The following is a 26590-nucleotide window of genomic DNA, read 5'->3' on the forward strand; positions in this document are numbered from 1 at the left end:
GGCTACACGTCAGCTGATATCTGCCAGCGCGGCGTCTTTATTCGGGAAGAACGTCAGGCGTCCGGCAATCGGCTGAATGCCCGCGCGCGCCATTGTACGTAACGGCTGGAATTCCAGATTACTGATCCGCAGTTCACACCCTTCCGGGAGGCGTTTTACAAACCGCTGGAAAGCGTCCAGACCACCGGCATCCAGTACCGGGACCGCGCCCCACTTTAAGACCACAATACGTTTACCTGCAATACGCGATTCGAGATCGGTAAATAATCCCTCCGCAGCGGCAAAGAAAAGTGGGCCAATAACGCGCAGCACCAGCACATCGTCAGGTACATCTACGTTGACCGGCGCCAGACGCGTCATGCGCGCGATACGACGCATAAACAGCAGGGAGGCGAGAACGATACCGACGCTGATGGCGATCACCATGTCGAATAGCACCGTCAGCGACATACACATAAGCATGACAATGATGTCGTCTTTTGGCGCATGACGCAGCAGATCCACCACTTTATGCGCTTCACTCATGTTCCATGCCACCATCAGCAGCAGGGCGGCCATGGCGGAAAGCGGTAACCAGGAAAGCAGCGGCGCAAGCACCAGCAGGGCAAGGATCACCAGAATCGCGTGGATGACCGCTGAAATTGGTGAGGTCGCCCCGGCGCGGACGTTTGCCGCAGAACGGGCAATTGCCGCCGTGGCGGTGATACCACCGAAGAACGGTGCCACGATGTTACCCAGGCCCTGGCCAATCAGCTCACTGTTGGCTTTATGCTTGGTGCCGGTCATCCCATCGAGCACGACGGCGCACAGTAGAGATTCAATCGCCCCGAGCATCGCCATGGAGAAGGCGGCCGGTAACAGCGCCTGTAACGAACTCCAGCTCAGGGTAAAGTTTGACTCCGGCATGTCCCACGGTAATACCAGTTGCGGCAGCAACTGCGGGATGCCGTTACCCTGCGAGCCGTCAGCCAGAATGTAGTGGAACTGAGAACCGATGGTGGCGACATGGCCGCCGGTCAGGTTCACAATCCCCATTACCGCACAGCCTGCCAGCAGCGCAGGAAGGTGGCCCGGCAGTCGGATCCCCAGACGCGGCCAGAAAATCAGGATCCCCAGCGTCACCACGCCAATTGCGGCATCGCCAACGTTGAGGGTTGGCAGGGCCATAAACAGCGCGCCGACCTTTTGCAGGTAGTGCTCCGGGACATGGGCCATTTGCAGACCGAGAAAATCTTTAATCTGCATGGTACCGATGGTGATACCAATACCCGATGTAAAACCTAACGTAACGGATACCGGGATATATTCGATCAGGCGACCAAAACGGGCGAGGCCGAAAAGGATCAGGAATATCCCGGACATTAGCGTTGCGACCAGCAGGCCTGCCAGCCCAAACTGTTGCGAAACCGGATACAGAATCACCACGAAAGCGGCAGTTGGTCCAGATACGCTAAAACGTGAGCCACCGGTAAGGGCGATAACAATCCCAGCCACGGCTGAGGTATACAAGCCGTACTGCGGCGCCACGCCACTGCCTATTGCCAGGGCCATCGCCAGCGGAATGGCAATGATCCCAACGGTTATTCCGGCGATCAAGTCGCGGGTAAAGCGAGAAGCGGTATATTTTTCTTTCCAACAAGCGTCGATGAGGGCGCGGAAAGGCATCACATGTGAGGAAAATAATCTGTTCACAATAATGTTTCATCCATGAGCGCATCATCTGTCAACTAAATGGCAGGTGAAGGAGGCATAAGTCATACAAATAGATGTTGCAGATAAAAAAACCCGCCGCAGCGGGTTTTTGAGCCGGGCTCGATTAATGCTCGAACATAGCAGAGATGGATTCTTCGTTGCTGATACGACGAATCGCTTCGGCCAGCATACCCGACAGGGTCAATGTACGCACGTTTGGCAGTGCTTTGATTTCGTCAGTCAGTGGAATAGTGTCACAGACAACGACTTCATCAATCACTGAATTGCGCAGGTTGTTTGCCGCATTACCTGAGAAGATTGGGTGGGTAGCGTAAGCAAATACGCGTTTTGCACCACGTTCTTTCAGTGCTTCTGCTGCTTTACACAGCGTACCGCCGGTATCGATCATATCATCAACCAACACGCAGTCACGACCTGCAACGTCACCAATAATGTGCATCACCTGAGAAACGTTCGCGCGCGGGCGTCGTTTGTCGATGATAGCCATGTCGGTATCGTTCAGCAGTTTAGCGATAGCGCGGGCACGCACGACGCCACCGATGTCCGGAGAAACCACAATCGGGTTGTCCAGATTCAGCTGCAGCATGTCTTCTAACAGGATCGGGCTACCGAATACGTTATCAACCGGTACGTCAAAGAAGCCCTGGATCTGTTCAGCATGCAGGTCAACGGTGAGGACGCGGTCAACGCCAACGCTGGACAGGAAATCAGCGACGACTTTAGCAGTAATCGGTACACGAGCGGAACGTACGCGACGATCCTGACGTGCATAGCCGAAGTAAGGAATAACGGCGGTGATACGGCCTGCGGAAGCACGGCGCAGCGCATCAACCATAACGACCAATTCCATCAGGTTGTCGTTAGTAGGGGCACAAGTGGACTGGATGATGAAAATATCACCACCGCGTACATTTTCATTAATTTGTACGCTGACTTCGCCGTCGCTAAAGCGACCTACAGCGGCGTCGCCGAGTGAAGTGTACAGGCGGTTGGCAATACGTTGTGCTAGTTCCGGGGTGGCGTTACCAGCAAAAAGCTTCATATCAGGCACGAGAAGAACCTCAGGCATGCGTCCATTGGTGGAAAGAATCTGCCGAAAACTGTGCGGGCCAGGCAGTATCCTCTCCATGCGGTGTATTAAAGAGCGCGATGCAACGTCTGGAACAGGGTGACGTTGTCACCGCAACTCAGCTTGCCCGGCTTACTCGTCATCTTTCACGTTTCATGTGTGCTGGCATATTTCGCCATCTTCCTGAAACCCGAACGATTTAGAGTAACGCTCTGTGCAATGGGGAGAGGTTGACACCTTTCGCCACAAAGCCTTTGAGCCATTCCGGGGCTTGCTCAAGCACCTGGCGAGCACGAGACTCAGTGTCAAATTCAGCAAAGACACAAGCCCCTGTACCAGTCAGGCGCGACGGCGCGTATTCTAACAGCCAGGAAAGCGCCGCATCAACCTCGCGAAAACGTTTTCTTGCGATAACCTCGCAATCATTGCTGAATTCACATTTTAGTAACGTTTTTATTGACCTTTTTGGCGTGTTGCGCGGGAGGTCGGGATCTTTAAAAATCACCGGCGTCGGAATACTGACTCCCGGGTGGGCGACCAGATACCATTTTTCCTCTGGCTCGACCGGGGTCAGAATTTCACCTACGCCTTCAGCAAAGGCCGCATGGCCGCGCACGAATACGGGAACGTCCGCCCCCAGCGTTAAGCCGAGTCCTGCCAGTTCATCAACCGAAAGTCCGCACTGCCAAAGGTGATTCAGCGCCACCAGGACGGTAGCCGCATTAGACGAACCTCCGCCAAGACCGCCGCCCATCGGCAGGCGTTTTTCGATACTGATGTCGGCGCCGCTCCCTTTGGGAAGGCGATCGCTTTCAGACGCCGCCTTCATCAGCAAGCGCGCCGCACGGACAATGAGATTGTCTTCATGTGCAACGCCTTCCACCGGCGTTAACAGGCGGATTTCGCCGTCGCCACGCAGCACAATACCTATCGTGTCGCCATAATCAAGAAACTGGAATAGCGTTTGCAAAGTGTGATAACCGTCCGCACGCTGCCCGGTGATGTATAAAAACAGATTCAGTTTTGCCGGAGAGGGCCAGTGGGTCATCATTTCACAATCCAGTTATCCATTTTCAGCTTAATACGCTGATCGCCGTCGGACAGTTCCATGTTTGCCGGCATCGCAGGCTTAATTTTGCTGTCGTAGGCGCTATAGACCACTTTCCAGTTTTTACCGTCTTTGCTGTAGTTCACTTCACTCAGACGATACTGGTCGTCGAGTTTGTAATCGCTGGCGTCTCCCGGCAGGCCAAGGATCCACTGGCGCAGGCTGTTCAATGGAATAGGCATGCCGGTCAACTTACCAATCATCTCTTCGGCGTCGTCAGCGGTGTAGTGCTTGCCTTTGTTATCGACAAGTTCGACATTGCCCGGCTGGGCATTGAGTTCCAGTTCAGTGCTGCCCAGGGGATTGGTCAGCAGGAGACGGTAGCGATCTTGTCCGGTTTGTTGCCAGAAAAAGCGGGCATAGACTTTCTGTTGATCGGAAATATACGCAAATGCACCGCGCGTCTGATATTGGTTCAGGGCACGTACTTCCTGCTGGTGCTGGCGCCACTGTGGAGAGTCAGGGCTTTTGCCGGGACCTTTCGGCGCGTTGAGCGTACAGGCGGTAAGAGCCAGGGCCGCCAACGGCAGCAGGCGAATCAGGCGAAAATCAGGCAGGGTCATAATGATGACAAATCCTTGAGATACGTTGCAGTTATAACTCTTAATGCTAGCGCCGCCATCATACATCGTCTACGTTCAAGTTATCTTAAATCGCTCAAATTTGTGCACTAAGCTATTACTCCAAAAGGGGGCAGTCTCTTTTATTGACCGCACGCATCCTGTATGATGCACCCAGTCTAACCTTATCAACGCTGGTACTATTCCCGCACACATGACCCTTTTAGCGCTTGGTATTAACCATAAAACGGCACCTGTATCGCTGCGAGAACGCGTAACGTTTTCGCCGGATACGCTCGATCAGGCGCTGGACAGCCTGCTTGCGCAGCCAATGGTGCAGGGCGGGGTGGTGCTGTCGACGTGTAACCGTACGGAACTGTATCTCAGCGTTGAAGAGCAGGATAACCTGCAAGAAGCGCTGGTTCGCTGGCTGTGCGATTACCATAATCTTAATGAAGAAGACTTGCGCAATAGCCTGTACTGGCACCAGGACAACGACGCCGTCAGTCATTTGATGCGTGTTGCCAGCGGTCTGGATTCGCTGGTGCTTGGTGAACCGCAGATTCTGGGGCAGGTGAAAAAAGCTTTTGCGGATTCGCAAAAAGGTCACCTGAACGCCAGTGCGCTGGAGCGCATGTTCCAGAAATCATTCTCTGTCGCTAAACGTGTACGTACAGAAACAGACATCGGTGCCAGCGCCGTGTCCGTAGCTTTTGCCGCCTGTACGCTGGCGCGGCAGATATTTGAATCGCTCTCCACGGTGACCGTGCTGTTAGTGGGAGCAGGCGAAACCATTGAGCTGGTGGCGCGACACCTGCGTGAGCATCAAGTGAAGAAGATGATCATCGCCAACCGTACCCGCGAGCGGGCGCAAGTGCTGGCGGATGAAGTCGGCGCCGAAGTGATTTCGCTGAGTGATATCGACGCGCGTTTACAGGATGCCGATATTATTATCAGTTCTACCGCCAGCCCGCTGCCGATTATCGGCAAAGGAATGGTGGAGCGCGCGCTTAAGAATCGCCGTAATCAACCTATGCTGCTGGTGGATATCGCCGTACCGCGCGATGTCGAGCCGGAAGTGGGTAAGTTGTCCAACGCCTATCTGTACAGCGTTGACGACCTGCAAAGCATCATTTCGCATAACCTGGCCCAGCGCAAAGCGGCGGCCGTGGAAGCCGAAACCATTGTGGCGCAGGAAACCAGCGAATTTATGGCCTGGCTACGCGCTCAGGGCGCAAGTGAAACTATCCGCGAGTATCGCAGTCAGTCAGAACAGATCCGTGATGAACTGACTGCCAAAGCGTTGGCTGCTCTTCAACAGGGTGGTGATGCGCAAGCCATTATGCAGGATCTGGCCTGGAAACTGACCAACCGCTTGATCCATGCACCAACCAAATCACTTCAACAGGCCGCCCGTGACGGGGATAGTGAACGCCTGAATATTCTGCGCGACAGCCTCGGGCTGGAGTAGCAGCACACCAATCTTATTTTTTACAGGGTGCATTTACGCCTATGAAGCCTTCTATCGTTGCCAAACTGGAAGCCCTGCATGAACGCCATGAAGAAGTTCAGGCGCTGCTCGGGGATGCGGGTACTATCGCAGACCAGGAACGCTTTCGTGCACTGTCGCGCGAATATGCGCAATTAAGCGATGTATCTCGCTGTTTTACGGACTGGCAACAGGTTCAGGAAGATATCGAGACGGCTCAGATGATGCTCGACGATCCTGAAATGCGTGAAATGGCGCAGGATGAACTGCGTGAAGCAAAAGATAAATGCGAGCAGTTGGAGCAACATCTGCAGGTTCTGCTGTTGCCTAAAGATCCTGATGACGAACGTAACGCCTTCCTCGAAGTGCGTGCGGGAACCGGTGGTGATGAGGCCGCGCTGTTTGCCGGCGATCTGTTCCGCATGTACAGCCGTTACGCTGAATCGCGTCGCTGGCGGGTAGAGATCATGAGCGCCAGCGAAGGCGAACATGGCGGGTTTAAAGAAGTCATTGCTAAAATTAGCGGCGAAGGCGTGTACGGTCGACTGAAATTTGAGTCCGGTGGGCATCGTGTGCAACGCGTACCTGCGACGGAGTCACAGGGCCGTATTCACACCTCGGCCTGTACGGTCGCGGTCATGCCGGAACTACCAGATGCCGAACTGCCGGACATCAACCCGGCCGATCTGCGTATTGATACCTTCCGCTCATCAGGCGCAGGGGGTCAGCACGTTAACACCACCGACTCCGCAATCCGTATTACCCACTTGCCGACCGGTATCGTAGTGGAATGCCAGGACGAACGTTCGCAGCATAAAAACAAAGCGAAAGCGATGTCGGTGCTGGGGGCGCGAATTCGTGCCGCCGAAGTGGCAAGACGTCAACAGGCCGAAGCCTCTGAGCGTCGCAATCTGTTGGGCAGTGGCGATCGCAGCGATCGCAACCGTACCTATAACTTCCCGCAGGGTCGCGTGACCGATCACCGCATTAACCTGACGCTCTACCGTCTAGATGAAGCGATGGAAGGCAAACTGGATATGCTCATTGAGCCAATTGTCCAGGAATACCAGGCCGACCAACTGGCGGCGTTGTCCGAGCAGGATTAATGGATTATCAGCACTGGCTGCGTGAAGCGATAAGCCAATTACAGGCAAGTGAAAGCCCGCGCCGTGACGCCGAGATTTTGCTCGAGTTTGTTACCGGTAAGGGACGCACCTTTATTTTGGCTTTCGGTGAAACGGTATTAACCGAGGCGCAGCGTCAACAGCTCGACACATTACTGGAGCGCCGTCAGCGGGGTGAGCCGGTGGCGCATTTAACCGGCGTGCGGGAGTTCTGGTCGCTGCCGCTGTTTGTGTCTCCGGCTACGCTTATCCCTCGTCCGGATACTGAGTGTCTGGTGGAACAGGCGCTGGCTCGCCTGCCGGCGTCAGCGTGCCGCATTCTCGATTTGGGAACCGGTACGGGCGCCATTGCGCTGGCACTGGCAACCGAGCGTCCGGATTGCGCGGTAACGGCGGTTGACCGCATGCCGGATGCTGTTGCGCTGGCCGCTCGCAACAAACAGCATCTGGGCATCGACAATGTTTGCGTGCTGCAAAGCAACTGGTTCAGCGCTTTGCAGGGACAACAGTTTGACATGATTGTCAGCAATCCGCCGTATATCGACGAACAGGATCCGCACCTGGCGCAAGGCGATGTACGCTTTGAACCTCTGTCGGCACTGGTGGCGGGCGATCGGGGACTGGCGGATATTGTGCATATCATTGACCAGTCTCAGCGCGTGTTAACGCCTGGCGGCTATCTGTTGCTGGAACATGGCTGGCAGCAGGGGCAGGCCGTCCGGGACGTCTTTACTCGTACGGGTTACCAGGCGGTTGAAACCTGCCGTGATTATGGCGGCAATGAGCGAATTACGCTTGGACGCATCCCAACATGAGTACCTTCAGTGTGTTACTCAACATTCATCTCATCAGTATTGCGCTTTCCGTTGGTTTGCTGACGCTGCGTTTTTGGTGGCGTTACACCGACTCGCGTCTTGCCTGCGCACGCTGGACGCGCATTGTGCCACCGGTTGTGGATACCGTTTTATTACTCAGCGGCGTGGCGCTAATGGTTAAAGCGCACATCCTGCCATTCACTGAGCACGGGACATGGCTGACTGAAAAGCTGTTTGGGGTTATCATTTACATCGTTTTGGGTTTTATTGCGCTCGATTATCGTCGGGCGCGCAGTCAGCAGGCGCGATTAGTCGCATTTCCGCTGGCGCTGGTGGTGCTGTACATCATCATTAAACTCGCCACCACAAAAATACCGTTACTGGGGTAAGCATGAGGTCGTTAGCTGATTTCGAATTTAATAAAGCGCCATTGTGTGATGGGATGATCCTGGCGTCGGAGTCTATCCGTCTGGATTTTCCAACACAAACTGTCTACGACGAACTGGAACGTCTGGTCAGTCTGGCGCAAGAAGAAATTAGCCAGCTCCTGTCTCAGGATGAGCAACTGGAAAAACTGCTGGCACTTTTTTACGGCGAATGGGGATTTACGGATACCCACGGCGTCTATCGTCTTTCTGATGCACTCTGGCTTGACCAGGTACTGAAAAATCGGCAGGGCAGCGCCGTGTCGCTGGGGGCGATCTTATTGTGGATTGCCAACAGACTGGAGCTGCCGCTGGTACCGGTGATTTTCCCGACGCAACTGATCCTTCGTATTGAGTCGCTCGATGGCGAAATGTGGCTAATCAATCCATTCAATGGCGAAACGTTAAATGAGCACACGCTGGAAGTGTGGTTGAAGGGGAATATCAGCCCGGTCGCGGAGCTGTTTAACGAAGACCTGGATGAGGCGGATAACGCGGAAGTGATCCGCAAACTGCTCGACACGCTGAAATCATCACTGATGGAAGAGCGGCAAATGGAGCTGGCGCTGCGTGCCAGTGAAGCACTATTGCAGTTTAATCCTGAAGATCCGTATGAAATTCGCGATCGTGGTTTAATATACGCGCAACTCGAGTGCGAACATGTTGCGCTGACAGATTTAAGTTATTTCGTTGAACAGTGTCCGGAAGACCCGATCAGCGAAATGATTCGTGCGCAGATTAATACTATTTCGCACAAACAAATTGTATTGCATTGATTAATGACACTTTACCTACCGTTTAAGGCGATCCTATGAAACAAAAAGTGGTTAGCATTGGCGACATCAACGTGGCAAATGACCTGCCGTTCGTGCTGTTTGGCGGAATGAACGTGCTGGAATCCCGCGATCTGGCGATGCGCATTTGTGAGCACTACGTAACCGTTACTCAAAAGCTGGGTATCCCTTACGTGTTCAAAGCCTCCTTTGATAAAGCCAACCGTTCTTCCATCCACTCTTACCGTGGACCGGGCCTTGAAGAAGGGATGAAAATCTTCCAGGAACTGAAGCAGACTTTTGGCGTAAAAGTGATCACCGACGTTCACGAAGCCAGCCAGGCACAGCCTGTTGCTGATGTGGTGGATGTGATTCAGCTTCCGGCATTCCTCGCTCGTCAGACCGATCTGGTGGAAGCAATGGCGAAAACCGGTGCCGTTATCAACGTGAAGAAACCGCAGTTTGTAAGCCCGGGCCAGATGGGCAATATCGTGGATAAATTCCATGAAGGCGGCAACGATAAGGTTATTCTGTGTGACCGTGGTGCGAACTTTGGTTATGACAATCTGGTTGTGGACATGCTGGGCTTCAGCGTGATGAAGAAAGTCTCCGGCAACTCACCGGTGATTTTTGACGTTACCCATGCGCTGCAGTGCCGCGATCCGTTTGGCGCAGCAAGCGGCGGTCGTCGTGCGCAGGTTACCGAACTGGCGCGTGCCGGTATGGCGGTTGGTCTGGCAGGTCTGTTTATTGAAGCGCATCCGGATCCAGCCAATGCGAAATGCGATGGCCCATCCGCGTTGCCGCTGGCGAAGCTGGAACAGTTCCTGACGCAGATTAAAGCGATTGATGACCTGGTGAAAAGCTTCGACGAGCTGGATACCGAGAACTAAGAGAGTGTGACAGGCCGGAATTTCCCTCCGGCCTGCTATTTGAAAAGGGTGTCAAGGTCGCCGTCAGGCACCAGACGCGCCATCGATTGTGTTATATCGGCAGAAAAGAAAACGGCCCTGAAGAGGACCGTGCGGTACGTCTAAAATAATAATCAGGCAAATATTGTCATCAGATAGGCGATAAACAGTGCCAGATGCGCTGCACCGTTAAGCACATTGGTACGGCCGGTGGAGAAAGAGATCTGACACAGAACCAGTGATGAAACCATCACAATCATCTCTGGCGCTCCCAGCGCAAACATCAAATCATTCCCGGTTGCCCATGCAATCAGCGTCACCACCGGTACGGTCAGCGAAATTGTGGCTAACACCGAACCGAAGAATAAATTCATTGCCCGCTGTACCTGATTGCTCAGAACCGCTTTCAGTGCGCCCAGTCCTTCAGGCGAGAGGATCAGTAACGCGACCAGGAAACCCGTAAATGCGACTGGCGCATTCAGTTCAGTCAGCAAGGTCTCAAGCGGGCTGGCGTTCATCTTGGTCACGGCAATAACAGCGATCAGATGAATGATAAGCCAGGCGGCGTGCCACAGATTGCTGTGCGCTGACGGCTTACCGTGATGCGGGTCATCGTCGTCACCCTCGTCTTCATGCTCGTAAATGAACAGACTTTGGTGCGTTTTAGTTTGGATCAGCAAAAATACGCCGTACATCGCCGCAGAAATTAACGCCACCAACAGCGCCTGCGCGGTAGTGAAATTTGCCCCCGGCAACGCCATCGGGAATACCAGTACAATAATGGCCAGTGGGAACAGGGCGATTAAATACTGCTTAATACCAAATAGGTTCATATACTGAGTGGCAAATTTACGGCCACCTAATAGTAATGAAAAACCGACCAGCCCCCCGGTTACGATCATAATGATTGAATACAGCGTATCGCGCATGAGCGTAGGTGCGGCATCGCCGGTTGCCATTAATGCGGAGATTAAGCTGACTTCAAGAATAACAACGGACAAACTGAGGATCAGCGACCCGTAGGGTTCGCCAAGTCGATGCGCTAATACGTCCGCATGACGGACAACGCTGAATGCGCTGCTTAATATACCAATAAGGGCCAGCGCATTAATACCGATGACCACTGGTAGTGACTGACTGCTCCCCCAGAAGAACAGGACTACCAGCGCCAAAATCGGGAAGACGAGAGAGGTCTCCTTGTGGCGGGTTTTTACCGCCTCATGTGCTTGTGTCATTGCATTAATTCTCCATCTCTGCAGGTATTTATAATTATAAAAAGTATTAAAGAATGTAAAAAATAACAGAAAACGTGGTTTTGTAGGTGACATTTTACGAAATTTTACTACATCACCTGTTTTCCCTCTCAAAGCGGCCAAAAACCAATTTCTTGTTTATAGACTGTTTAATTAACAGAAGGTTAGGTAAAGAAAATTTCTAAAAATGTCCATTATTGGCGTCTCGCCGCATTGTTAACCACACTTAAGGTTTAGCCTAAAAAGAGGAGTTCACAATGCCCTATAAATCTAAAAGCGATCTGCCTGACAGCGTGCAGCACGTTCTGCCAGCCCATGCTCAGGACATTTATAAAGAAGCTTTCAACAGCGCCTGGGAACAGTATAAAGACAAATCTGACCGCCGTGACGATGCCACCCGAGAAGAGACGGCACATAAGGTGGCGTGGGCCGCGGTTAAAAATGATTACCAAAAAGGTGATGATGGTAAATGGCATAAAAAGACGTAACAGTATCAATTATAATGCCTTTATAAACTCGCTTGCATCAGGCGTTAGCGAATCGTGCTACGCCGCGCGGTTACTGGCTTGCAAGCGAGCGGTGAATTGCCTATTGTCCAGCTATTGGTTTCAAAATGAGCAGTAAAAAAGCCCGGAAGGCGTCAAAAAAGTTGTCGCAGGGAAGCAGCAGTGGCGGAGGTGTAAGGTGTTAACGCGTGATTTTTTATTGAATGCCGACTGTAAGACGGCATTTGGTGCTATTGAAGAATCACTACTCTGGTCAGCGGAACAACGTGCAGCCTCACTGGCCGCCACGCTCGCTTGTCGACCAGATGATGGACCGGTGTGGATCTTCGGTTATGGATCGTTGATGTGGAACCCGGCCTTAGAGTTTGAAGAGTCCTGTACCGGCACATTAGTCGGCTGGCACCGTGCATTTTGTCTGCGCCTGACGGCGGGGCGAGGAACGGCGTGTCAGCCAGGCCGCATGCTGGCCCTGAAAGAGGGCGGACGTACCACCGGTGTGGCCTACCGCTTGCCGGACGCGTCGCTGGAACAAGAGCTTTCTCTGTTGTGGAAGCGAGAAATGATCACCGGATGCTATCTGCCGACCTGGTGCCAGCTGGCGCTTGATGACGGCCGTACGGTGAACGCGCTGGTGTTTATTATGGATCCGCGCCATCCGCTGTTTGAGTCAGACACGCGCGCGCAGGTGATCGCGCCGCTTATCGCCGCGGCCAGCGGACCTTTAGGCACCAATGCCCAGTATCTGTTCTCGCTGGAACAAGAGCTGGTCAAGCTGGGGATGCAGGATGATTGTCTTAATGATCTGGTGATCACGGTCAAACGATTGTTGGGAGAGAACCTGCCAGAAGGCGTTATGCGGCCAGGGTTTGCCTGAACCCGGCGTGGAATTGTATGCCCGAAAGCCAGGCGCTTTTCGGGCATGTCACGCTTAGGCTGCAATATAACTTATCGAATGCTCAAGCGACTGACTGTGGCTGTCGATCAGCACGTTCCAGACGCCGGTATAGGGCACGGTCAACCATGCGTTATCACGATCCTGCACGCTTAAGATGTCGGACTGCGTGTCTTTGACGTGATTTATTTCGCTCATCAGATGGATGTGACAGCGCTCGGAACAGCGCACAACCACCGTATCGCCACCAAATAACTTTAAACTTGCCTTCACTAATGCCATTTTTCACCCCGTTCTTGAAAACAACGTACTTTCTGTCGAAAGTGCTGCGTGATGTTGTTCACATTTCACTCATTGCATAACACCAAAGGGGGAGCAACAGGATGCTGATTTTGATCAAAAAATGGCATAACGATTAAACAAAAGTGACAAAACACCTCAAAAGGGTTGAACGGGCGTGCTAACGTTCAACGAAACCGCGCCCATCAAATATTAAATCCGGAAATTATCGACACTTTCAGTGCGCTTGCCTGAAAACGGTATATCAGAAGGTCAACACTTTATCTGCAGCCAGCGTCCATTGAGCCAGTTCTACCAGCGTGCCGACGGCCACTCCGTCAATTAACGGCAGCGCCGTGACCCCACGACCATCGGTGCAGGTTTTGCATAGTTTTACCGGAACATTTTGCGCTGTCAGGATCTCCAGCATTTGCTGAATATTGTAGCCTTCCGCGGGTTTCTGACCACGTAATCCTGCGGTTACGGCATCAGACATTAAAAACAGACGCAGGTCGAGAGCGGCTTCTTGTTCGCGCAGGGCGATAGCCAGACGCAGGCTGTTAAATAACGATTCGCTTCCATAAGCCGCTCCGTTTGCGACGATCACTATCTTTTGCATTTTTACTCCTGTTACTGCATGTAAGCGTTAATAACCGACACGTATGTTACACCTATTTCTCAATGCCAGGATAATGCCGAAAAAAGGGGGAGGGGCTGAAAATCAACGCTGAAAACGTTATGGTTTAAGATAAGTATGCCACTGTGGCTAATTGATGTAAGAAACCACTAACGATTTGAGCCGTATTATCTGTTCTTCTCTTGCTGTATTCGCACTCTTGCCGCTGGCAGGCGGTACTGCTAACGCGCAGTCGTCCTTTGTGCACCAGGCTGAAAACCCTTTCGATAACAATAGTGATGGCTTGCCCGATCTTGGCATGGCCCCGGAGTCGCGGGCAGGCGAAAAGCATTTTGCCGAAATGGTCAAAGCGTTTGGTGAAGCCAGCATGACTGATAACGGGCTTGATACCGGTGAACAGGCGAAGCAGTTCGCGTTTGGCCAGGTGCGTGATACGGTCAGCGAACAGGTGAATCAGCAACTGGAGTCCTGGCTCTCTCCCTGGGGAAATGCCAGTATCGGGTTGCAGGTTGATAACGAAGGCAGTTTTACCGGGAGTCGGGGAAGCTGGTTTGTGCCGTGGCAGGACAACCAACGTTATCTTACCTGGAGCCAGCTAGGAGTGACGCAACAGGACGACGGCTTAGTCAGTAATGCGGGGATTGGGCAACGTTGGGTACGCGACGGTTGGTTACTGGGTTACAACACCTTTTATGACAACTTACTGGATGAAAATCTGCCCCGCGGAGGCCTCGGCGCGGAGGCATGGGGCGAATATTTGCGCTTATCCGCTAACTATTATCAACCGTTGTCTTCCTGGCAGGATCGTTTTGCAACCCAGCAACAACGGATGGCCCGCGGCTACGATCTGACTGCGCAAATGCGGATGCCGTTCTATCAACACCTCAATACCAGCGTCAGCGTGGAACAGTATTTTGGCGACCGGGTGGATCTATTTCATTCGGGAACCGGGTATCACAATCCGGTGGCGGTGAACCTCGGGCTGAGCTATACACCGGTGCCGCTAATCACGGTGACAGCGCAGCATAAGCAGGGGGAAAGCGGCATCAGCCAGAATAACCTCGGCTTAACGCTTAGTTACCGTTTTGGCGTGCCGTTAAAAAAACAGTTGATGGTCAGTGAGGTGGCGAACAGCCGTTCACTGCGCGGCAGTCGTTATGACGATCCGCAGCGTAACAATTTGCCGACGCTGGAGTATCGCCAGCGTAAAACGCTGTCGGTATTTTTGGCCACGCCAGCCTGGGATCTCAAACCGGGAGAGACGGTGGCGCTGAAGCTGCAGGTGCGTAGTTTGCATGGGATCCGCCACCTGACGTGGCAGGGCGATACTCAGGCGTTGAGCTTAACGGCTGGCAGCAATAACCGAAGCGCGCAGGGCTGGACGATTATTATGCCGAAGTGGGACAGCAGAGAAGGTGCGACGAACCGCTGGCGGTTGTCTGTGGTGGTAGAAGATGAGCAGGGCCAGCGTGTCTCTTCCAATGAGATCACGCTATCACTGACCGAACCGTTTACTACCGTTTCGGAAAATGATCCTCGTTAACAATGACGCATGCGCGCGTTATCAGAAAATACGTTCCTGGTGCACCCATACCGCGGCTTCAACACGTGATTTGAGCTTCATTTTCTTCAGCATATGCTTCACGTGAACTTTTACCGTGCTTTCGGTGATGTCCAGGCGGCGAGCGATCATCTTGTTAGGCAGGCCCTGGGCGATGAGCTTAAGAATATCGCGTTCGCGCGGCGTCAGTTGGGTAACATCACGGTCGGACGTTGCGCGATTGGCGCGTAGGCTGGCGGCCAGAACCGGCGTTAAGGCTTCGCTCAGCACCATTTCACCGGCAGCCGCTTGCTGCAATGCTTTCAGCAAATCTTCCGGCTCCATATCTTTCAGTAGATAACCGTCGGCACCGCGCTTCAGTGCAGTAACCACGTCTTCTTCATGGTTGGATACGCTAAACACGACGATACGGCCTGACAGTGATTTCTCACGCAGCTTGTCGAGTGTTTCCAGACCGTTCATGCCGGGCATGTTGAGATCAAGAAGGATCAGATCGGGATCAAGGGATTCTGCCAGCTCGATACCCTGCTCACCATTGCTGGCTTCGCCGACAACGGTGATATCGGGCGCCATGCTGACAAGCTGTTTTACACCGGTTCGCAGCATCGGATGATCGTCGATCAACAGGATGGTTGCCGGTTCCAGATTACTCATGGGTATCTCCTTGGACTTCTGTGAAGTTTGTTTCGGGAATAAAAGTGACAGCAACTTCAGTACCGCCTGTCTCGCGACGGCGTACACGGCAATCGCCGCGCAAGCTCTGCGCACGGTCGCGCATGATTATCATGCCGTAGTGGTTACTGCGTTCGGCGTTTTCCGGTACGCCGCAGCCGTTATCTTGCACTGTTAGTTTGACCTGCTTACCATTTTGCACCACCGTCACGACCACTTCATCGGCCTGAGAGTGTTTGAGGGCGTTGCTCAGGGCTTCGCGCGCAATTTGTAGCAGGTGAATCGCCTGATGCGAAGGGACCAGACGCGGTGGCAGCTGATAATCCAGCTTAACCGTAAAGCCAAAACGCGCGCTGTATTCCTGACAGCTGGCTTCCAGCGCCGGTCTCAACCCAGGTTCCGTCAGCTGTAAACGGAAGGTCGTTAACAGCTCGCGCAGTTGCGCCCAGGAAGCGTTTAGCTCGTTACGAATCTGACTGAGCAGCTCGCGGCAGTTATCTGAAAGCGCATCGCCCTGCATCTGCAAACAGCTCACCTGCATCTTCATACAGGAGAGCGATTGTGCAATAGAATCATGAAGTTCGCGCGCAATGGTGGCACGCTCTTCCATCACGATCAACTGCTGCTGACGCTCCTGATGCCTGTCGAGTGCAAGCGTTGCGGTCAGTTGCTCAACCAGGGTATCAACCAGTTGCTGCTGATCGTGGCTGAGATGGCGTCCGTACGGCAAAGTCGCGAGCGGGATACCATACTGAGTATGGGCGTCGGTTAGCCGCCATTTCAGTGTGATACCGCCGTCAATGGCGGGTAGCGTACCGCGCGGACACAAATGGCAGCCTTTCTCATCACAGCTGACATTGGACTGGCAGGTAAATTCCTGATGATTATCTTCATCTTCCAGGTCATAGACCCGCAGTTCAATATCATGCAGCAGGGTCAAATTTTGCAGACCGTTCAGTACCGGAGAGAGGCGTTCGCACAACGGCACCTGAGAGTGCAGGCGGCGGTTGGCTTGCCACAGGAAAGAGAGGATCTGATTTTTGTGCTCCAGACCCGCCGTTTTCTCCTGTACCCGCTGTTCCAGCACCGCGTAACTTTCGGCCAGTTCTTCCGACATATTATTCAGCGCCGAGCCCAGCGCTGCCATCTCATTACGTCCACTGATATGTGCGCGTTGGGTAAAATCACGTTGACTGACGGCTCGCGCCATCGCCAGCAGTTGTTTCCACGGCTGTAACAGGCGCACGCGCAGCCAGATAATGGTGAAGACCAGCAGCAACGCCATAAATACGGCCATCAGGCGATGCAGCAGAACGACGCGTTCAATGCGTAATTCGGTGGTATGGTCAAAGGCGGTGACCAGCTTATCCAGTCCGCCCACAAAGCGCCTGACATCCTGCGCTACCGCATCAGGCGTTTGCGCATGCGCAAGCCCCGGTACCAGTTTGGTGTGCCAGTAATCCTGTAAGGCTTTTAACTGCGCCTGTTGTCCGTCACGCTGCGCGGCACGCGTCAATTCCGGGCTAAACGCCGTTTGCTCCATTTCATCCAGCAGTGGTTGATCGTTGGCGTCCAGCGGTATGGCCGCCAGCAGGCGATAGCTTTGCATGCGCAGCGATCCCGCTTTGTTGATTGCATGCGCGCTACCCTGAACGCCCTGAACCAGCCAGCCAGAGACTGCCATACCCGCCACGCCGATGGCAGTAGACAATAAAACAATCAGCGCCACCTGGTTGACCAGCGTAAGCGGGGAAAGACAACGTTTAAACATGGTGACTTGTTCCTTCGGGTTTTCGTAAAACCGAAAACCTTATTGAATGACGATTCTGCTGCAGGCAGTGGCGTTATTCTCGGCGATACACCGGAGTATACCCATACCTCAAACGGGCTACCCCTTAATTGCCGCCAGAGGGAGAGATCCTAAACGAGGGGGAGTAGGGGACGACAGAAGCGTGAAAAACCACATCTTTTTTACCGAAGTTATGTACTCATTTAGGATGATGATAAATTTCAGACATCAATAATGACACCTTTTCCTTTGATTTATATCAACTTACCTCCAGCTGTAAACCCTAATGTGGCAGGCATCGAAACAAGTATCAGAGGTGTCTATGAGTCACTCATCTGCCCCGGAAAGGGCATCTGGAGCTGTAATTACTGAATGGCGGCCGGAAGATCCCGCCTTCTGGCAGCAGCGTGGTCATCGAATCGCCAGCCGTAACCTGTGGATTTCCGTCCCTTGCTTGCTGCTGGCGTTTTGCGTGTGGATGTTATTTAGCGCCGTGGCGGTGAACTTACCGAAAGTCGGATTTGATTTCACCACTGAACAACTGTTCATGCTGACGGCATTACCTTCGGTGTCCGGCGCGCTGCTGCGTGTACCGTACTCCTTTATGGTCCCCCTGTTTGGTGGACGTCGCTGGACGGCGTTCAGCACCGGTATCCTGATCATTCCTTGCGTATGGTTAGGTTTTGCGGTGCAGGATACCTCCACGCCATTTAGTACCTTTATCATTATCTCGCTGTTGTGCGGTTTTGCCGGCGCGAACTTTGCCTCCAGCATGGCAAACATCAGCCTCTTCTTTCCAAAACAGAAACAGGGCGGCGCGCTGGGTCTGAACGGTGGTTTGGGTAACATGGGCGTCAGCGTGATGCAGTTGGTCGCTCCGCTGGTGGTTTCACTGTCAATCTTTGCCGCATTTGGCAGCCAGGGTGTTGAACAACCGGATGGTACGCAACTGTATCTGGCAAACGCCGCATGGATTTGGGTCCCGTTCCTGGCTGTATTAACGCTGGCCGCATGGTTTGGTATGAATGAACTGGCAACCTCAAAAGCTTCGCTGAAAGAGCAACTGCCGGTGCTGAAACGCGGGCACCTGTGGATTATGAGCCTGCTGTATCTGGCAACCTTCGGTTCATTTATCGGTTTCTCTGCCGGTTTCGCGATGCTGTCAAAAACGCAGTTTCCTGAGGTACAGATCCTGCATTACGCCTTCTTTGGACCGTTAATTGGCGCTCTGGCTCGTTCAGCAGGCGGCGCAATCTCTGACCGGCTGGGGGGGACCCGCGTAACGCTGGTGAACTTCGTGCTGATGGCTATTTTCAGTGCCTTACTGTTCCTGACGCTGCCATCAAACGGTGTCGGTGGCAACTTTATCGCCTTCTTTGCGGTGTTCCTGGCGCTGTTCCTGACGGCTGGTCTGGGGAGTGGTTCAACCTTCCAGATGATCTCCGTTATCTTTCGCAAGCTGACGATGGACAGAGTGAAAGCTGAAGGCGGTTCAGAAGAGAAAGCGATGCGCGAGGCGGCGACCGACACCGCGGCGGCGCTGGGCTTTATCTCAGCTATTGGTGCGATCGGCGGCTTCTTTATCCCGAAAGCATTCGGTACGTCCCTGGCATTAACTGGCTCTCCGGTCGATGCGATGAAAGTATTCCTGATCTTCTATGTCGCCTGTGTGGTTATCACCTGGGCGGTGTACGGACGTCATTCTAAAAAGTAAAAAAAGTAGTAACTGTTGATTATCCATTGCGCGGTGTTAGACCGCGCTTTTTTTTGCCCGCCATTAGTTACAACATACTTTTATATTGTGACGCGACAACAGCCTGTTAGAACGGTGCTCGTAATATGCTAAACAGGGGGGATACCCCTTAATACCCACTTATAAAGAATTTAACATTTGTATGATAAGTGAGTTTAAAAAACTCAATAAAATTCAATATGTTGATTGATTTATCGATATCCCACTAAGGGGGTATGTGAAAATCGACCCTCAATTTTCATCCCTGCCTGCCTTGATCGTTATCAATTCTCACGCCCTTTCAGAGCGTTACCTTCGCTCTCAATCAAGCAATGTCGATTTATCAGAGAGCCGTCAGGCTCCTACAGGAGAAAACCGATGAGTAAATTCCTGGACCGGTTTCGCTACTTCAAGCAGAAGGGCGAAACCTTTGCCGATGGGCACGGCCAGCTTCTCAATACCAACAGGGACTGGGAGGATGGATACCGCCAGCGTTGGCAGCATGACAAAATCGTGCGTTCAACCCACGGTGTAAACTGCACTGGCTCATGCAGCTGGAAAATCTATGTGAAAAATGGTCTGGTGACCTGGGAAACCCAGCAAACTGACTACCCACGCACTCGTCCAGATATGCCCAACCACGAGCCTCGCGGCTGCCCGCGTGGTGCAAGCTATTCATGGTATCTCTACAGCGCTAACCGTCTGAAATACCCGCTGATGCGCAAACGTCTGATGAAGATGTGGCGTGAAGCAAAAAGACTGCACAGCGATCCGGTAGAAGCATGGGCATCCATTATCGAAGACGCCGATAAAGCGAAAAGCTTCAAACAAGCGCGTGGTCGTGGTGGATTCGTTCGTTCTTCCTGGCAGGAAGTGAATGAGCTGATTGCCGCATCTAACGTTTACACCATCAAAACCTATGGTCCTGACCGCGTCGCAGGCTTCTCGCCGATCCCGGCGATGTCGATGGTTTCTTATGCGTCCGGCGCACGTTATATGTCGCTGATTGGCGGGACCTGCCTGAGCTTCTATGACTGGTACTGTGACCTGCCGCCAGCTTCCCCGCAGACCTGGGGCGAGCAGACCGACGTACCGGAATCTGCCGACTGGTATAACTCCAGCTACATTCTGGCATGGGGCTCTAACGTGCCGCAGACCCGTACCCCGGATGCGCACTTCTTTACTGAAGTTCGTTATAAAGGCACCAAAACAGTAGCAATTACCCCGGACTACGCAGAAATCGCCAAACTGTGCGACCTGTGGCTGGCTCCGAAGCAGGGAACCGATGCGGCGATGGCAATGGCGATGGGTCATGTCATGCTGCGCGAGTTCCACCTCGATAACCCGAGCCAATATTTCACCGACTACGTTCGTCGTTATACCGACATGCCAATGCTGGTGATGCTCGAAGAGCGCGACGGCTACTATGCTGCTGGTCGTATGCTGCGTGCTGCGGATCTGGTTGACTCTCTGGGGCAGGAAAATAACCCGGAATGGAAAACTGTCGCTATCAACAGCAACGGCGAAATGGTTGCGCCAAACGGTTCAATTGGTTTCCGTTGGGGCGAAAAAGGCAAATGGAATCTTGAGCAGCGCGACGGCACGTCCGGTGATGAAACCGAACTGCAGCTCAGCCTGCTGGGTAGCCAGGATGATATCGCTGAAGTGGGCTTCCCGTACTTTGGTGGCGAAGGCACCGAGCACTTCAGTAAAGTCGAACTGGAAAACATTCTGCTGCATAAATTGCCCGTTAAACGCCTGCAACTGGCCGATGGATCGACGGCGCTGGTGACCACCGTTTACGATCTGACTATGGCCAACTACGGCCTGGAACGTGGTCTGAACGATGAAAACTGCGCGACCAGCTACGATGACGTGAAAGCGTACACGCCAGCGTGGGCAGAAAAAATTACAGGCGTATCACGTTCTCAGATTGTACGCATCGCCCGTGAATTTGCGGATAACGCAGATAAAACGCACGGTCGTTCGATGATTATCGTCGGCGCCGGTTTGAACCACTGGTACCACCTCGATATGAACTATCGTGGCCTGATCAATATGCTGGTGTTCTGTGGCTGTATCGGCCAGAGCGGCGGCGGCTGGGCCCACTACGTAGGGCAGGAAAAACTGCGTCCGCAAACCGGCTGGCAGCCGCTGGCGTTTGCTCTTGACTGGCAGCGTCCGCCTCGTCATATGAACAGCACCTCCTACTTCTATAACCACTCCAGCCAATGGCGCTATGAGACGGTGACTGCGCAGGAACTGCTGTCCCCGATGGCAGACAAATCCCGCTATAGCGGTCATTTGATTGACTTTAACGTTCGCGCTGAACGTATGGGCTGGTTACCGTCTGCGCCGCAGTTAGGGACTAACCCGCTGTATATCGCGAAAGAAGCGCAGAAAGCAGGTATGACGCCGGTGGACTACACCGTTAAATCCCTGAAAGAAGGTTCTATTCGCTTTGCGGCAGAGCAGCCGGAAAACGGTAAAAACCATCCGCGTAACCTGTTTATCTGGCGTTCAAACCTGCTCGGTTCTTCCGGTAAAGGCCACGAGTACATGCTCAAGTATCTGCTGGGTACTGAACATGGTATTCAGGGCAAAGATCTCGGCCAGCAGAGCGGCGTGAAGCCAGAAGAAGTGGAATGGCAGGATAACGGACTGGACGGCAAACTGGATCTGGTCGTTACGCTGGACTTCCGCCTGTCGAGTACCTGTCTGTATTCCGATATCGTGCTGCCGACCGCTACCTGGTATGAAAAAGACGACATGAATACCTCGGATATGCATCCGTTTATTCATCCTCTGTCTGCGGCCGTTGACCCGGCCTGGGAATCGAAGAGCGACTGGGAAATCTATAAAGCCATCGCCAAGAAATTCTCTGAAGTTTGTGTGGGCCACCTCGGTAAAGAAACCGACGTCGTTACGCTGCCGATACAGCACGACTCCGCCGCTGAACTGGCGCAGCCGCTGGACGTGAAGGACTGGAAAAAAGGGGAATGCGACCTGATTCCAGGTGTTACGGCGCCGCACATCATGACCGTTGAGCGTGATTATCCGGCAACGTACGAGCGTTTCACCTCCATCGGTCCATTGATGGAAAAAATCGGTAACGGCGGTAAAGGGATTGCCTGGAACACCCAGAGCGAAATGGATCTGCTGCGTAAGCTCAACTACACCAAGGCTGACGGTCCGGCGAAAGGCCAACCGATGCTGGATACCGCCATTGATGCTGCTGAGATGATCCTGACGCTGGCTCCGGAAACTAACGGTCAGGTTGCCGTTAAAGCCTGGGCGGCGCTGAGTGAATTTACCGGTCGTGACCATACGCATCTGGCGCTGAATAAAGAAGACGAAAAAATTCGTTTCCGCGACATCCAGGCGCAGCCGCGCAAAATTATCTCCAGTCCGACCTGGTCAGGTCTGGAAGATGAACATGTGTCTTATAACGCCGGTTATACCAACGTTCATGAGCTGATCCCATGGCGTACGCTGTCTGGTCGCCAGCAGTTGTATCAGGATCACCAGTGGATGCGTGACTTCGGTGAGAGCCTGCTGGTGTATCGTCCGCCAATCGACACCCGTTCGGTGAAAGCGGTGATCGGCGAGAAATCTAACGGTAACCCGGAAAAAGCGCTCAACTTCCTGACGCCGCACCAGAAATGGGGTTTCCACTCCACCTACAGCGACAACCTGCTGATGCTGACGCTGTCTCGCGGTGGTCCGATTGTGTGGATGAGTGAAGTTGATGCGAAGGATCTGGGTATCGAAGATAACGACTGGATCGAAGTCTTCAACAGCAACGGGGCGCTGACGGCGCGTGCAGTTGTCAGCCAGCGTGTGCCGGCCGGGATGACCATGATGTACCACGCGCAGGAACGTATTGTTAACCTGCCGGGTTCTGAAATCACCCAGCAGCGCGGCGGGATCCACAACTCGGTAACCCGTATTACGCCGAAACCAACTCACATGATCGGTGGTTATGCGCAACTGGCATACGGCTTTAACTACTACGGTACCGTCGGTTCAAACCGCGATGAGTTCGTAGTTGTACGTAAGATGAAGAACATTAACTGGTTGGATGGCGAAGGCAATGACCAGGTACAGGAGAGCGTAAAATGAAAATTCGTTCACAAGTCGGCATGGTGCTGAATCTCGATAAGTGCATCGGCTGCCACACCTGTTCAGTGACCTGCAAAAACGTCTGGACCAGCCGTGAAGGTATGGAGTACGCCTGGTTCAACAACGTCGAAAGTAAGCCTGGCGTTGGCTTCCCGAACGACTGGGAAAACCAGGAAAAATGGAAGGGCGGTTGGATCCGTAAAATCAATGGCAAGCTGCAGCCGCGCATGGGTAACAAAGCACTGCTGCTGGGTAAAATCTTTGCTAACCCGCATCTGCCGGGCATGGATGATTACTATGAGCCGTTTGATTTTGACTACCAAACGTTGCACAACGCCCCAGCAGACAGTAAGGCGCAGCCGATTGCCCGTCCGCGTTCGCTGATCACCGGTCAGCGGATGGATAAAATCACCAGCGGTCCGAACTGGGAAGAAATTCTGGGGGGCGAGTTCGAAAAACGCGCCAAAGACCAGAACTTCGAAAACATGCAGAAGGCGATGTACGGTCAGTTCGAAAATACCTTCATGATGTATCTGCCGCGTTTGTGTGAGCATTGCCTTAACCCGGCGTGCGTGGCGACCTGCCCAAGCGGCGCTATCTACAAGCGTGAAGAAGATGGCATCGTGCTGATCGACCAGGATAAATGTCGCGGCTGGCGTATGTGTATCACTGGCTGCCCGTATAAGAAGATCTACTTCAACTGGAAGAGCGGGAAATCTGAGAAGTGCATTTTCTGCTACCCGCGTATCGAAGCCGGTCAGCCGACCGTTTGTTCCGAAACCTGCGTAGGCCGTATTCGTTACCTCGGCGTACTGCTGTATGACGCAGATGCGATCGAAAGTGCGGCAAGCACGGAGCACGAGAAAGATCTGTACCAGCGTCAACTGGACGTGTTCCTCGATCCAAACGATCCGGCTGTTATTGAACAAGCGCTGAAAGATGGTATTCCGCTGAGCGTCATTGATGCTGCACAGCAGTCGCCGGTTTACAAAATGGCGATGGACTGGAAGCTGGCGCTGCCGCTGCATCCGGAATACCGCACGCTACCGATGGTCTGGTACGTGCCGCCTTTGTCACCGATCCAGTCTGCCGCCGATGCGGGCGAGCTGGGCAGCAACGGTATTCTGCCGGACGTTGACAGTCTGCGTATCCCGGTTCAGTACCTGGCGAACCTGCTGACCGCAGGCGACACTCAGCCGGTACTGTTGGCGCTGAAACGTATGCTGGCGATGCGTCACTACAAACGTGCGGAAACCGTTGACGGTAAAGTTGATACCCGTGCGCTGGAAGAGGTGGGCTTAAGCGAAGCGCAGGCACAGGAAATGTATCGTTATCTGGCGATTGCTAACTACGAAGATCGTTTCGTGGTACCGAGCAGCCATCGTGAACTGGCGCGTGACGCGTTCCCGGAGAAAAGCGGTTGTGGCTTTACCTTCGGTGACGGTTGCCACGGTTCTGATACTAAATTCAATCTGTTCAACAGCCGCCGCATCGACGCTGTCGATGTGACCAGCAAAACGGAGCCGCACCAATGATTGAACTTGTCATTGTTTCGCGTCTGCTCGAGTACCCGGATGCTGCCTTGTGGCAGCATCAGCAGGAACTTTTCGATGCACTCGCGTCATCTGAGAACCTGGATAAAGAGGATGCCCAGACTCTGGGCATTTTCCTGCGCGATCTCACCGCGCAGGACATGCTGGATGTGCAGGCAAGCTATAGCGAACTGTTTGACCGTGGCCGCGCCACCTCGTTGCTGCTGTTTGAACATGTACACGGCGAGTCCCGCGATCGTGGTCAGGCTATGGTTGACCTGATGGCGCAGTATGAACAGCACGGTCTGCAGCTCGACAGCCGCGAACTTCCCGATCATCTGCCGCTGTATCTGGAATACCTTGCGCAGTTGCCGAAAAGCGAAGCATTAGGGGGGTTACAGGATATCGCGCCGATTCTGGCGCTGCTCAGCGCTCGCTTGCAACAGCGTGAAAGCCGTTATGCGGTGCTGTTCGATCTGCTGTTAAAACTGGCGAATACCGTTATCGACAGCGATAAAGTGGCTGAAAAAATTGCAGATGAAGCGCGTGACGATACCCCACAAGCGCTGGATGCGGTCTGGGAAGAAGAGCAGGTGAAATTCTTCGCCGATCAGGGGTGTGGTGAGTCGGAAATTTCCGCTCACCAGCGTCGTTTTGCCGGGGCTGTTGCGCCGCAGTATCTGAATATCACCACCGGAGGACAGCAATAATGCACTTCCTGAATACGTTCTTCTTTGACATCTATCCATACATCGCGGGTTCTGTCTTTCTGATTGGCAGTTGGCTGCGTTATGACTATGGGCAGTATACCTGGCGCGCGGCTTCCAGTCAGATGCTGGATCGCAAAGGGATGAACCTGGCGTCAAACCTGTTCCACATCGGGATCCTGGGGATTTTTGCCGGGCACTTCCTTGGCATGCTGACACCACACTGGATGTATGAAGCGTGGCTGCCGCTTGAAGTGAAACAAAAGATGGCGATGTTCGCGGGTGGTGCCAGTGGTGTGATGTGTTTGATTGGCGGCGTTCTGCTGCTGAAACGCCGCCTGTTCAGCCCACGTGTGCGGGCGACCACTACCGGAGCGGACATTCTGATCCTCTCCCTGCTGGTGATCCAGTGTGCGCTGGGCCTGCTGACCATTCCGTTCTCCGCCCAGCATATGGACGGCAGCGAGATGATGAAGCTGGTGAACTGGGCGCAGACAGTGGTGACCTTCCAGGGTGGTGCGTCTCAATATCTGGATGGCGTCGCGTTCATTTTCCGTATGCACCTGGTGCTGGGTATGACGCTGTTCCTGTTGTTCCCGTTCTCGCGTCTGGTGCACATCTGGAGCGTTCCGGTCGAATATCTGACGCGCAAATACCAGATTGTTCGTGCGCGTCATTAATCGGTTATCTGTGTAAGACAAAACCCCGCTCCGGCGGGGTTTTTTTACGACTAATTGCCGGATAAGCATTGTGCATCAGGTAAATTGCCGACCCGAATTGAGGCTTGATCGAGGGTCGGGTATGGGGCATTACAGATGGATGGGATGCTGGTGCTTTATGGGGTGATGGTGGTGGGGGAAGGATTACTCAGCGCGGTGCGCTTCGCCCTTCGGGTCGTTGCCTGCGGCAACGCTTTCTCGC

General features: G+C 53.4%; 23 protein-coding genes and 1 other RNA gene. 14 read left to right on the forward strand and 10 right to left on the reverse strand.

Annotation, left to right across the window (positions count from 1 at the left end):
- Positions 1 to 9: 9 nt before the first annotated feature.
- The 4 genes from dauA to lolB all read right to left on the reverse strand — a co-directional run bounded on the left by dauA (position 10) and on the right by lolB (position 4453).
- Entirely contained in the window at positions 10 to 1692 is a 1683-nt protein-coding gene (gene dauA, locus OGV38_RS10030; RefSeq protein WP_286473251.1) for a C4-dicarboxylic acid transporter DauA, read from the reverse strand.
- Between the two features lie 124 nt (positions 1693 to 1816).
- Positions 1817 to 2764 carry a ribose-phosphate diphosphokinase gene (prs, locus tag OGV38_RS10035; RefSeq protein ID WP_001518537.1) on the reverse strand — a complete coding sequence of 316 codons (948 nt, stop codon included), beginning with the start codon at positions 2762 to 2764 and terminating at the stop codon, positions 1817 to 1819.
- 217 nt (positions 2765 to 2981) lie between these two features.
- Positions 2982 to 3833, reverse strand: coding sequence for a 4-(cytidine 5'-diphospho)-2-C-methyl-D-erythritol kinase (gene ispE / locus OGV38_RS10040; RefSeq protein ID WP_016156742.1), 852 nt, complete (start codon positions 3831 to 3833; stop codon positions 2982 to 2984).
- Positions 3830 to 4453 (reverse strand): lipoprotein insertase outer membrane protein LolB, encoded by a 624-nt coding sequence (gene lolB, locus OGV38_RS10045; RefSeq protein ID WP_047358971.1) that lies wholly within the window; start codon positions 4451 to 4453, stop codon positions 3830 to 3832. Before lolB ends, ispE begins: the two co-directional genes overlap by 4 nt.
- A 211-nt stretch (positions 4454 to 4664) precedes the next feature.
- Here lolB and hemA point away from each other — a divergent pair, with 211 nt between their 5' ends.
- The 6 genes from hemA to kdsA are packed head-to-tail and all read left to right on the forward strand — an operon-like array spanning position 4665 to position 9969.
- Positions 4665 to 5921, forward strand: coding sequence for a glutamyl-tRNA reductase (gene hemA, locus OGV38_RS10050; RefSeq protein ID WP_016153294.1), 1257 nt, complete (start codon positions 4665 to 4667; stop codon positions 5919 to 5921).
- 41 nt (positions 5922 to 5962) lie between these two features.
- On the forward strand, positions 5963 to 7045 hold the full coding sequence (gene prfA / locus OGV38_RS10055; protein WP_016153293.1) for a peptide chain release factor 1: 1083 nt from the start codon (positions 5963 to 5965) through the stop codon (positions 7043 to 7045).
- Positions 7045 to 7878, forward strand: coding sequence for a peptide chain release factor N(5)-glutamine methyltransferase (gene prmC / locus OGV38_RS10060; protein ID WP_137367333.1), 834 nt, complete (start codon positions 7045 to 7047; stop codon positions 7876 to 7878). The genes prfA and prmC overlap by 1 nt, the downstream gene beginning before the upstream one ends.
- Positions 7875 to 8267 carry an invasion regulator SirB2 gene (gene sirB2 / locus OGV38_RS10065; protein WP_016153291.1) on the forward strand — a complete coding sequence of 131 codons (393 nt, stop codon included), beginning with the start codon at positions 7875 to 7877 and terminating at the stop codon, positions 8265 to 8267. Before prmC ends, sirB2 begins: the two co-directional genes overlap by 4 nt.
- Before the next feature lie 2 nt (positions 8268 to 8269).
- Complete coding sequence (gene sirB1, locus OGV38_RS10070) at positions 8270 to 9079, forward strand: invasion regulator SirB1 (protein WP_003020775.1); 810 nt, start codon at positions 8270 to 8272, stop codon at positions 9077 to 9079.
- A 35-nt stretch (positions 9080 to 9114) separates the two neighbouring features.
- Entirely contained in the window at positions 9115 to 9969 is an 855-nt protein-coding gene (kdsA, locus tag OGV38_RS10075) for a 3-deoxy-8-phosphooctulonate synthase (protein ID WP_003020772.1), read from the forward strand.
- 152 nt (positions 9970 to 10121) lie between these two features.
- On the opposite strand, the gene chaA is transcribed toward kdsA, so the two are convergent.
- Positions 10122 to 11222 carry a sodium-potassium/proton antiporter ChaA gene (gene chaA, locus OGV38_RS10080; protein WP_016153289.1) on the reverse strand — a complete coding sequence of 367 codons (1101 nt, stop codon included), beginning with the start codon at positions 11220 to 11222 and terminating at the stop codon, positions 10122 to 10124.
- Between the two features lie 275 nt (positions 11223 to 11497).
- On the opposite strand from chaA, the gene chaB reads away from it, so the two are divergent.
- Both chaB and OGV38_RS10090 read left to right on the forward strand, forming a co-directional pair.
- A complete protein-coding gene (gene chaB / locus OGV38_RS10085) occupies positions 11498 to 11728 on the forward strand; it encodes a putative cation transport regulator ChaB (protein WP_016153288.1) in 231 nt (76 codons plus the stop codon).
- Positions 11729 to 11924: 196 nt separating this feature from the next.
- Complete coding sequence (locus tag OGV38_RS10090) at positions 11925 to 12620, forward strand: gamma-glutamylcyclotransferase (protein ID WP_016156738.1); 696 nt, start codon at positions 11925 to 11927, stop codon at positions 12618 to 12620.
- 54 nt (positions 12621 to 12674) lie between these two features.
- Here the strand turns inward: OGV38_RS10090 and OGV38_RS10095 are convergent, their stop codons facing one another.
- Positions 12675 to 12920: a DUF1883 domain-containing protein gene (locus OGV38_RS10095; protein ID WP_286473253.1), complete on the reverse strand. Its 246-nt coding sequence runs from the start codon at positions 12918 to 12920 to the stop codon at positions 12675 to 12677.
- 262 nt (positions 12921 to 13182) lie between these two features.
- Positions 13183 to 13536 carry a DsrE/DsrF/TusD sulfur relay family protein gene (locus OGV38_RS10100; protein WP_047415412.1) on the reverse strand — a complete coding sequence of 118 codons (354 nt, stop codon included), beginning with the start codon at positions 13534 to 13536 and terminating at the stop codon, positions 13183 to 13185.
- Between the two features lie 175 nt (positions 13537 to 13711).
- On the opposite strand from OGV38_RS10100, the gene OGV38_RS10105 reads away from it, so the two are divergent.
- Positions 13712 to 15097 (forward strand): YchO/YchP family invasin, encoded by a 1386-nt coding sequence (locus OGV38_RS10105; RefSeq protein ID WP_269517231.1) that lies wholly within the window; start codon positions 13712 to 13714, stop codon positions 15095 to 15097.
- A gap of 21 nt (positions 15098 to 15118) precedes the next feature.
- Here OGV38_RS10105 and narL read toward each other — a convergent pair whose 3' ends face one another.
- The gene (gene narL / locus OGV38_RS10110; protein ID WP_003020756.1) at positions 15119 to 15769 is read right to left on the reverse strand and encodes a two-component system response regulator NarL; all 651 of its coding nucleotides are present in this window, start codon (positions 15767 to 15769) and stop codon (positions 15119 to 15121) included.
- Entirely contained in the window at positions 15762 to 17558 is a 1797-nt protein-coding gene (gene narX / locus OGV38_RS10115; protein WP_286473254.1) for a nitrate/nitrite two-component system sensor histidine kinase NarX, read from the reverse strand. Before narX ends, narL begins: the two co-directional genes overlap by 8 nt.
- A gap of 340 nt (positions 17559 to 17898) precedes the next feature.
- On the opposite strand from narX, the gene OGV38_RS10120 reads away from it, so the two are divergent.
- The 5 genes from OGV38_RS10120 (at position 17899) to narI (ending at position 26349) form a co-directional block, all read left to right on the forward strand.
- Positions 17899 to 19290 (forward strand): NarK family nitrate/nitrite MFS transporter, encoded by a 1392-nt coding sequence (locus OGV38_RS10120; protein WP_286473255.1) that lies wholly within the window; start codon positions 17899 to 17901, stop codon positions 19288 to 19290.
- A gap of 396 nt (positions 19291 to 19686) precedes the next feature.
- Positions 19687 to 23430, forward strand: coding sequence for a nitrate reductase subunit alpha (locus tag OGV38_RS10125; protein ID WP_286473256.1), 3744 nt, complete (start codon positions 19687 to 19689; stop codon positions 23428 to 23430).
- Positions 23427 to 24965: a nitrate reductase subunit beta gene (gene narH / locus OGV38_RS10130; protein WP_003833388.1), complete on the forward strand. Its 1539-nt coding sequence runs from the start codon at positions 23427 to 23429 to the stop codon at positions 24963 to 24965. The genes OGV38_RS10125 and narH overlap by 4 nt, the downstream gene beginning before the upstream one ends.
- On the forward strand, positions 24962 to 25672 hold the full coding sequence (gene narJ / locus OGV38_RS10135; RefSeq protein WP_016153282.1) for a nitrate reductase molybdenum cofactor assembly chaperone: 711 nt from the start codon (positions 24962 to 24964) through the stop codon (positions 25670 to 25672). The genes narH and narJ overlap by 4 nt, the downstream gene beginning before the upstream one ends.
- Positions 25672 to 26349 carry a respiratory nitrate reductase subunit gamma gene (gene narI, locus OGV38_RS10140; protein WP_016153281.1) on the forward strand — a complete coding sequence of 226 codons (678 nt, stop codon included), beginning with the start codon at positions 25672 to 25674 and terminating at the stop codon, positions 26347 to 26349. The genes narJ and narI overlap by 1 nt, the downstream gene beginning before the upstream one ends.
- A gap of 166 nt (positions 26350 to 26515) precedes the next feature.
- On the opposite strand, the gene OGV38_RS10145 is transcribed toward narI, so the two are convergent.
- A non-coding RNA gene (locus OGV38_RS10145) (RtT sRNA) lies at positions 26516 to 26590 on the reverse strand; the annotation flags it as partial.

It is taken from the genome of Citrobacter sp. Cb080 (genome assembly GCF_030334745.1).
Classification (GTDB): Bacteria; Pseudomonadota; Gammaproteobacteria; order Enterobacterales; family Enterobacteriaceae; genus Citrobacter; species Citrobacter braakii.

What these genes read in the sequence shown, in the direction of transcription:
- ispE (WP_016156742.1), bottom strand. Translation starts at nt 3,833, where the DNA reads ATGATGACCCACTGGCCCTCTCCGGCAAAACTGAATCTGTTTTTATAC.
- lolB (WP_047358971.1), bottom strand. Translation starts at nt 4,453, where the DNA reads ATGACCCTGCCTGATTTTCGCCTGATTCGCCTGCTGCCGTTGGCGGCC.
- hemA (WP_016153294.1), top strand. Translation starts at nt 4,665, where the DNA reads ATGACCCTTTTAGCGCTTGGTATTAACCATAAAACGGCACCTGTATCG.
- prfA (WP_016153293.1), top strand. Translation starts at nt 5,963, where the DNA reads ATGAAGCCTTCTATCGTTGCCAAACTGGAAGCCCTGCATGAACGCCAT.
- prmC (WP_137367333.1), top strand. Translation starts at nt 7,045, where the DNA reads ATGGATTATCAGCACTGGCTGCGTGAAGCGATAAGCCAATTACAGGCA.
- sirB2 (WP_016153291.1), top strand. Translation starts at nt 7,875, where the DNA reads ATGAGTACCTTCAGTGTGTTACTCAACATTCATCTCATCAGTATTGCG.
- sirB1 (WP_003020775.1), top strand. Translation starts at nt 8,270, where the DNA reads ATGAGGTCGTTAGCTGATTTCGAATTTAATAAAGCGCCATTGTGTGAT.
- kdsA (WP_003020772.1), top strand. Translation starts at nt 9,115, where the DNA reads ATGAAACAAAAAGTGGTTAGCATTGGCGACATCAACGTGGCAAATGAC.
- chaA (WP_016153289.1), bottom strand. Translation starts at nt 11,222, where the DNA reads ATGACACAAGCACATGAGGCGGTAAAAACCCGCCACAAGGAGACCTCT.
- chaB (WP_016153288.1), top strand. Translation starts at nt 11,498, where the DNA reads ATGCCCTATAAATCTAAAAGCGATCTGCCTGACAGCGTGCAGCACGTT.
- OGV38_RS10095 (WP_286473253.1), bottom strand. Translation starts at nt 12,920, where the DNA reads ATGGCATTAGTGAAGGCAAGTTTAAAGTTATTTGGTGGCGATACGGTG.
- OGV38_RS10100 (WP_047415412.1), bottom strand. Translation starts at nt 13,536, where the DNA reads ATGCAAAAGATAGTGATCGTCGCAAACGGAGCGGCTTATGGAAGCGAA.
- narL (WP_003020756.1), bottom strand. Translation starts at nt 15,769, where the DNA reads ATGAGTAATCTGGAACCGGCAACCATCCTGTTGATCGACGATCATCCG.
- narX (WP_286473254.1), bottom strand. Translation starts at nt 17,558, where the DNA reads ATGTTTAAACGTTGTCTTTCCCCGCTTACGCTGGTCAACCAGGTGGCG.
- OGV38_RS10120 (WP_286473255.1), top strand. Translation starts at nt 17,899, where the DNA reads ATGAGTCACTCATCTGCCCCGGAAAGGGCATCTGGAGCTGTAATTACT.
- OGV38_RS10125 (WP_286473256.1), top strand. Translation starts at nt 19,687, where the DNA reads ATGAGTAAATTCCTGGACCGGTTTCGCTACTTCAAGCAGAAGGGCGAA.
- narH (WP_003833388.1), top strand. Translation starts at nt 23,427, where the DNA reads ATGAAAATTCGTTCACAAGTCGGCATGGTGCTGAATCTCGATAAGTGC.
- narJ (WP_016153282.1), top strand. Translation starts at nt 24,962, where the DNA reads ATGATTGAACTTGTCATTGTTTCGCGTCTGCTCGAGTACCCGGATGCT.
- narI (WP_016153281.1), top strand. Translation starts at nt 25,672, where the DNA reads ATGCACTTCCTGAATACGTTCTTCTTTGACATCTATCCATACATCGCG.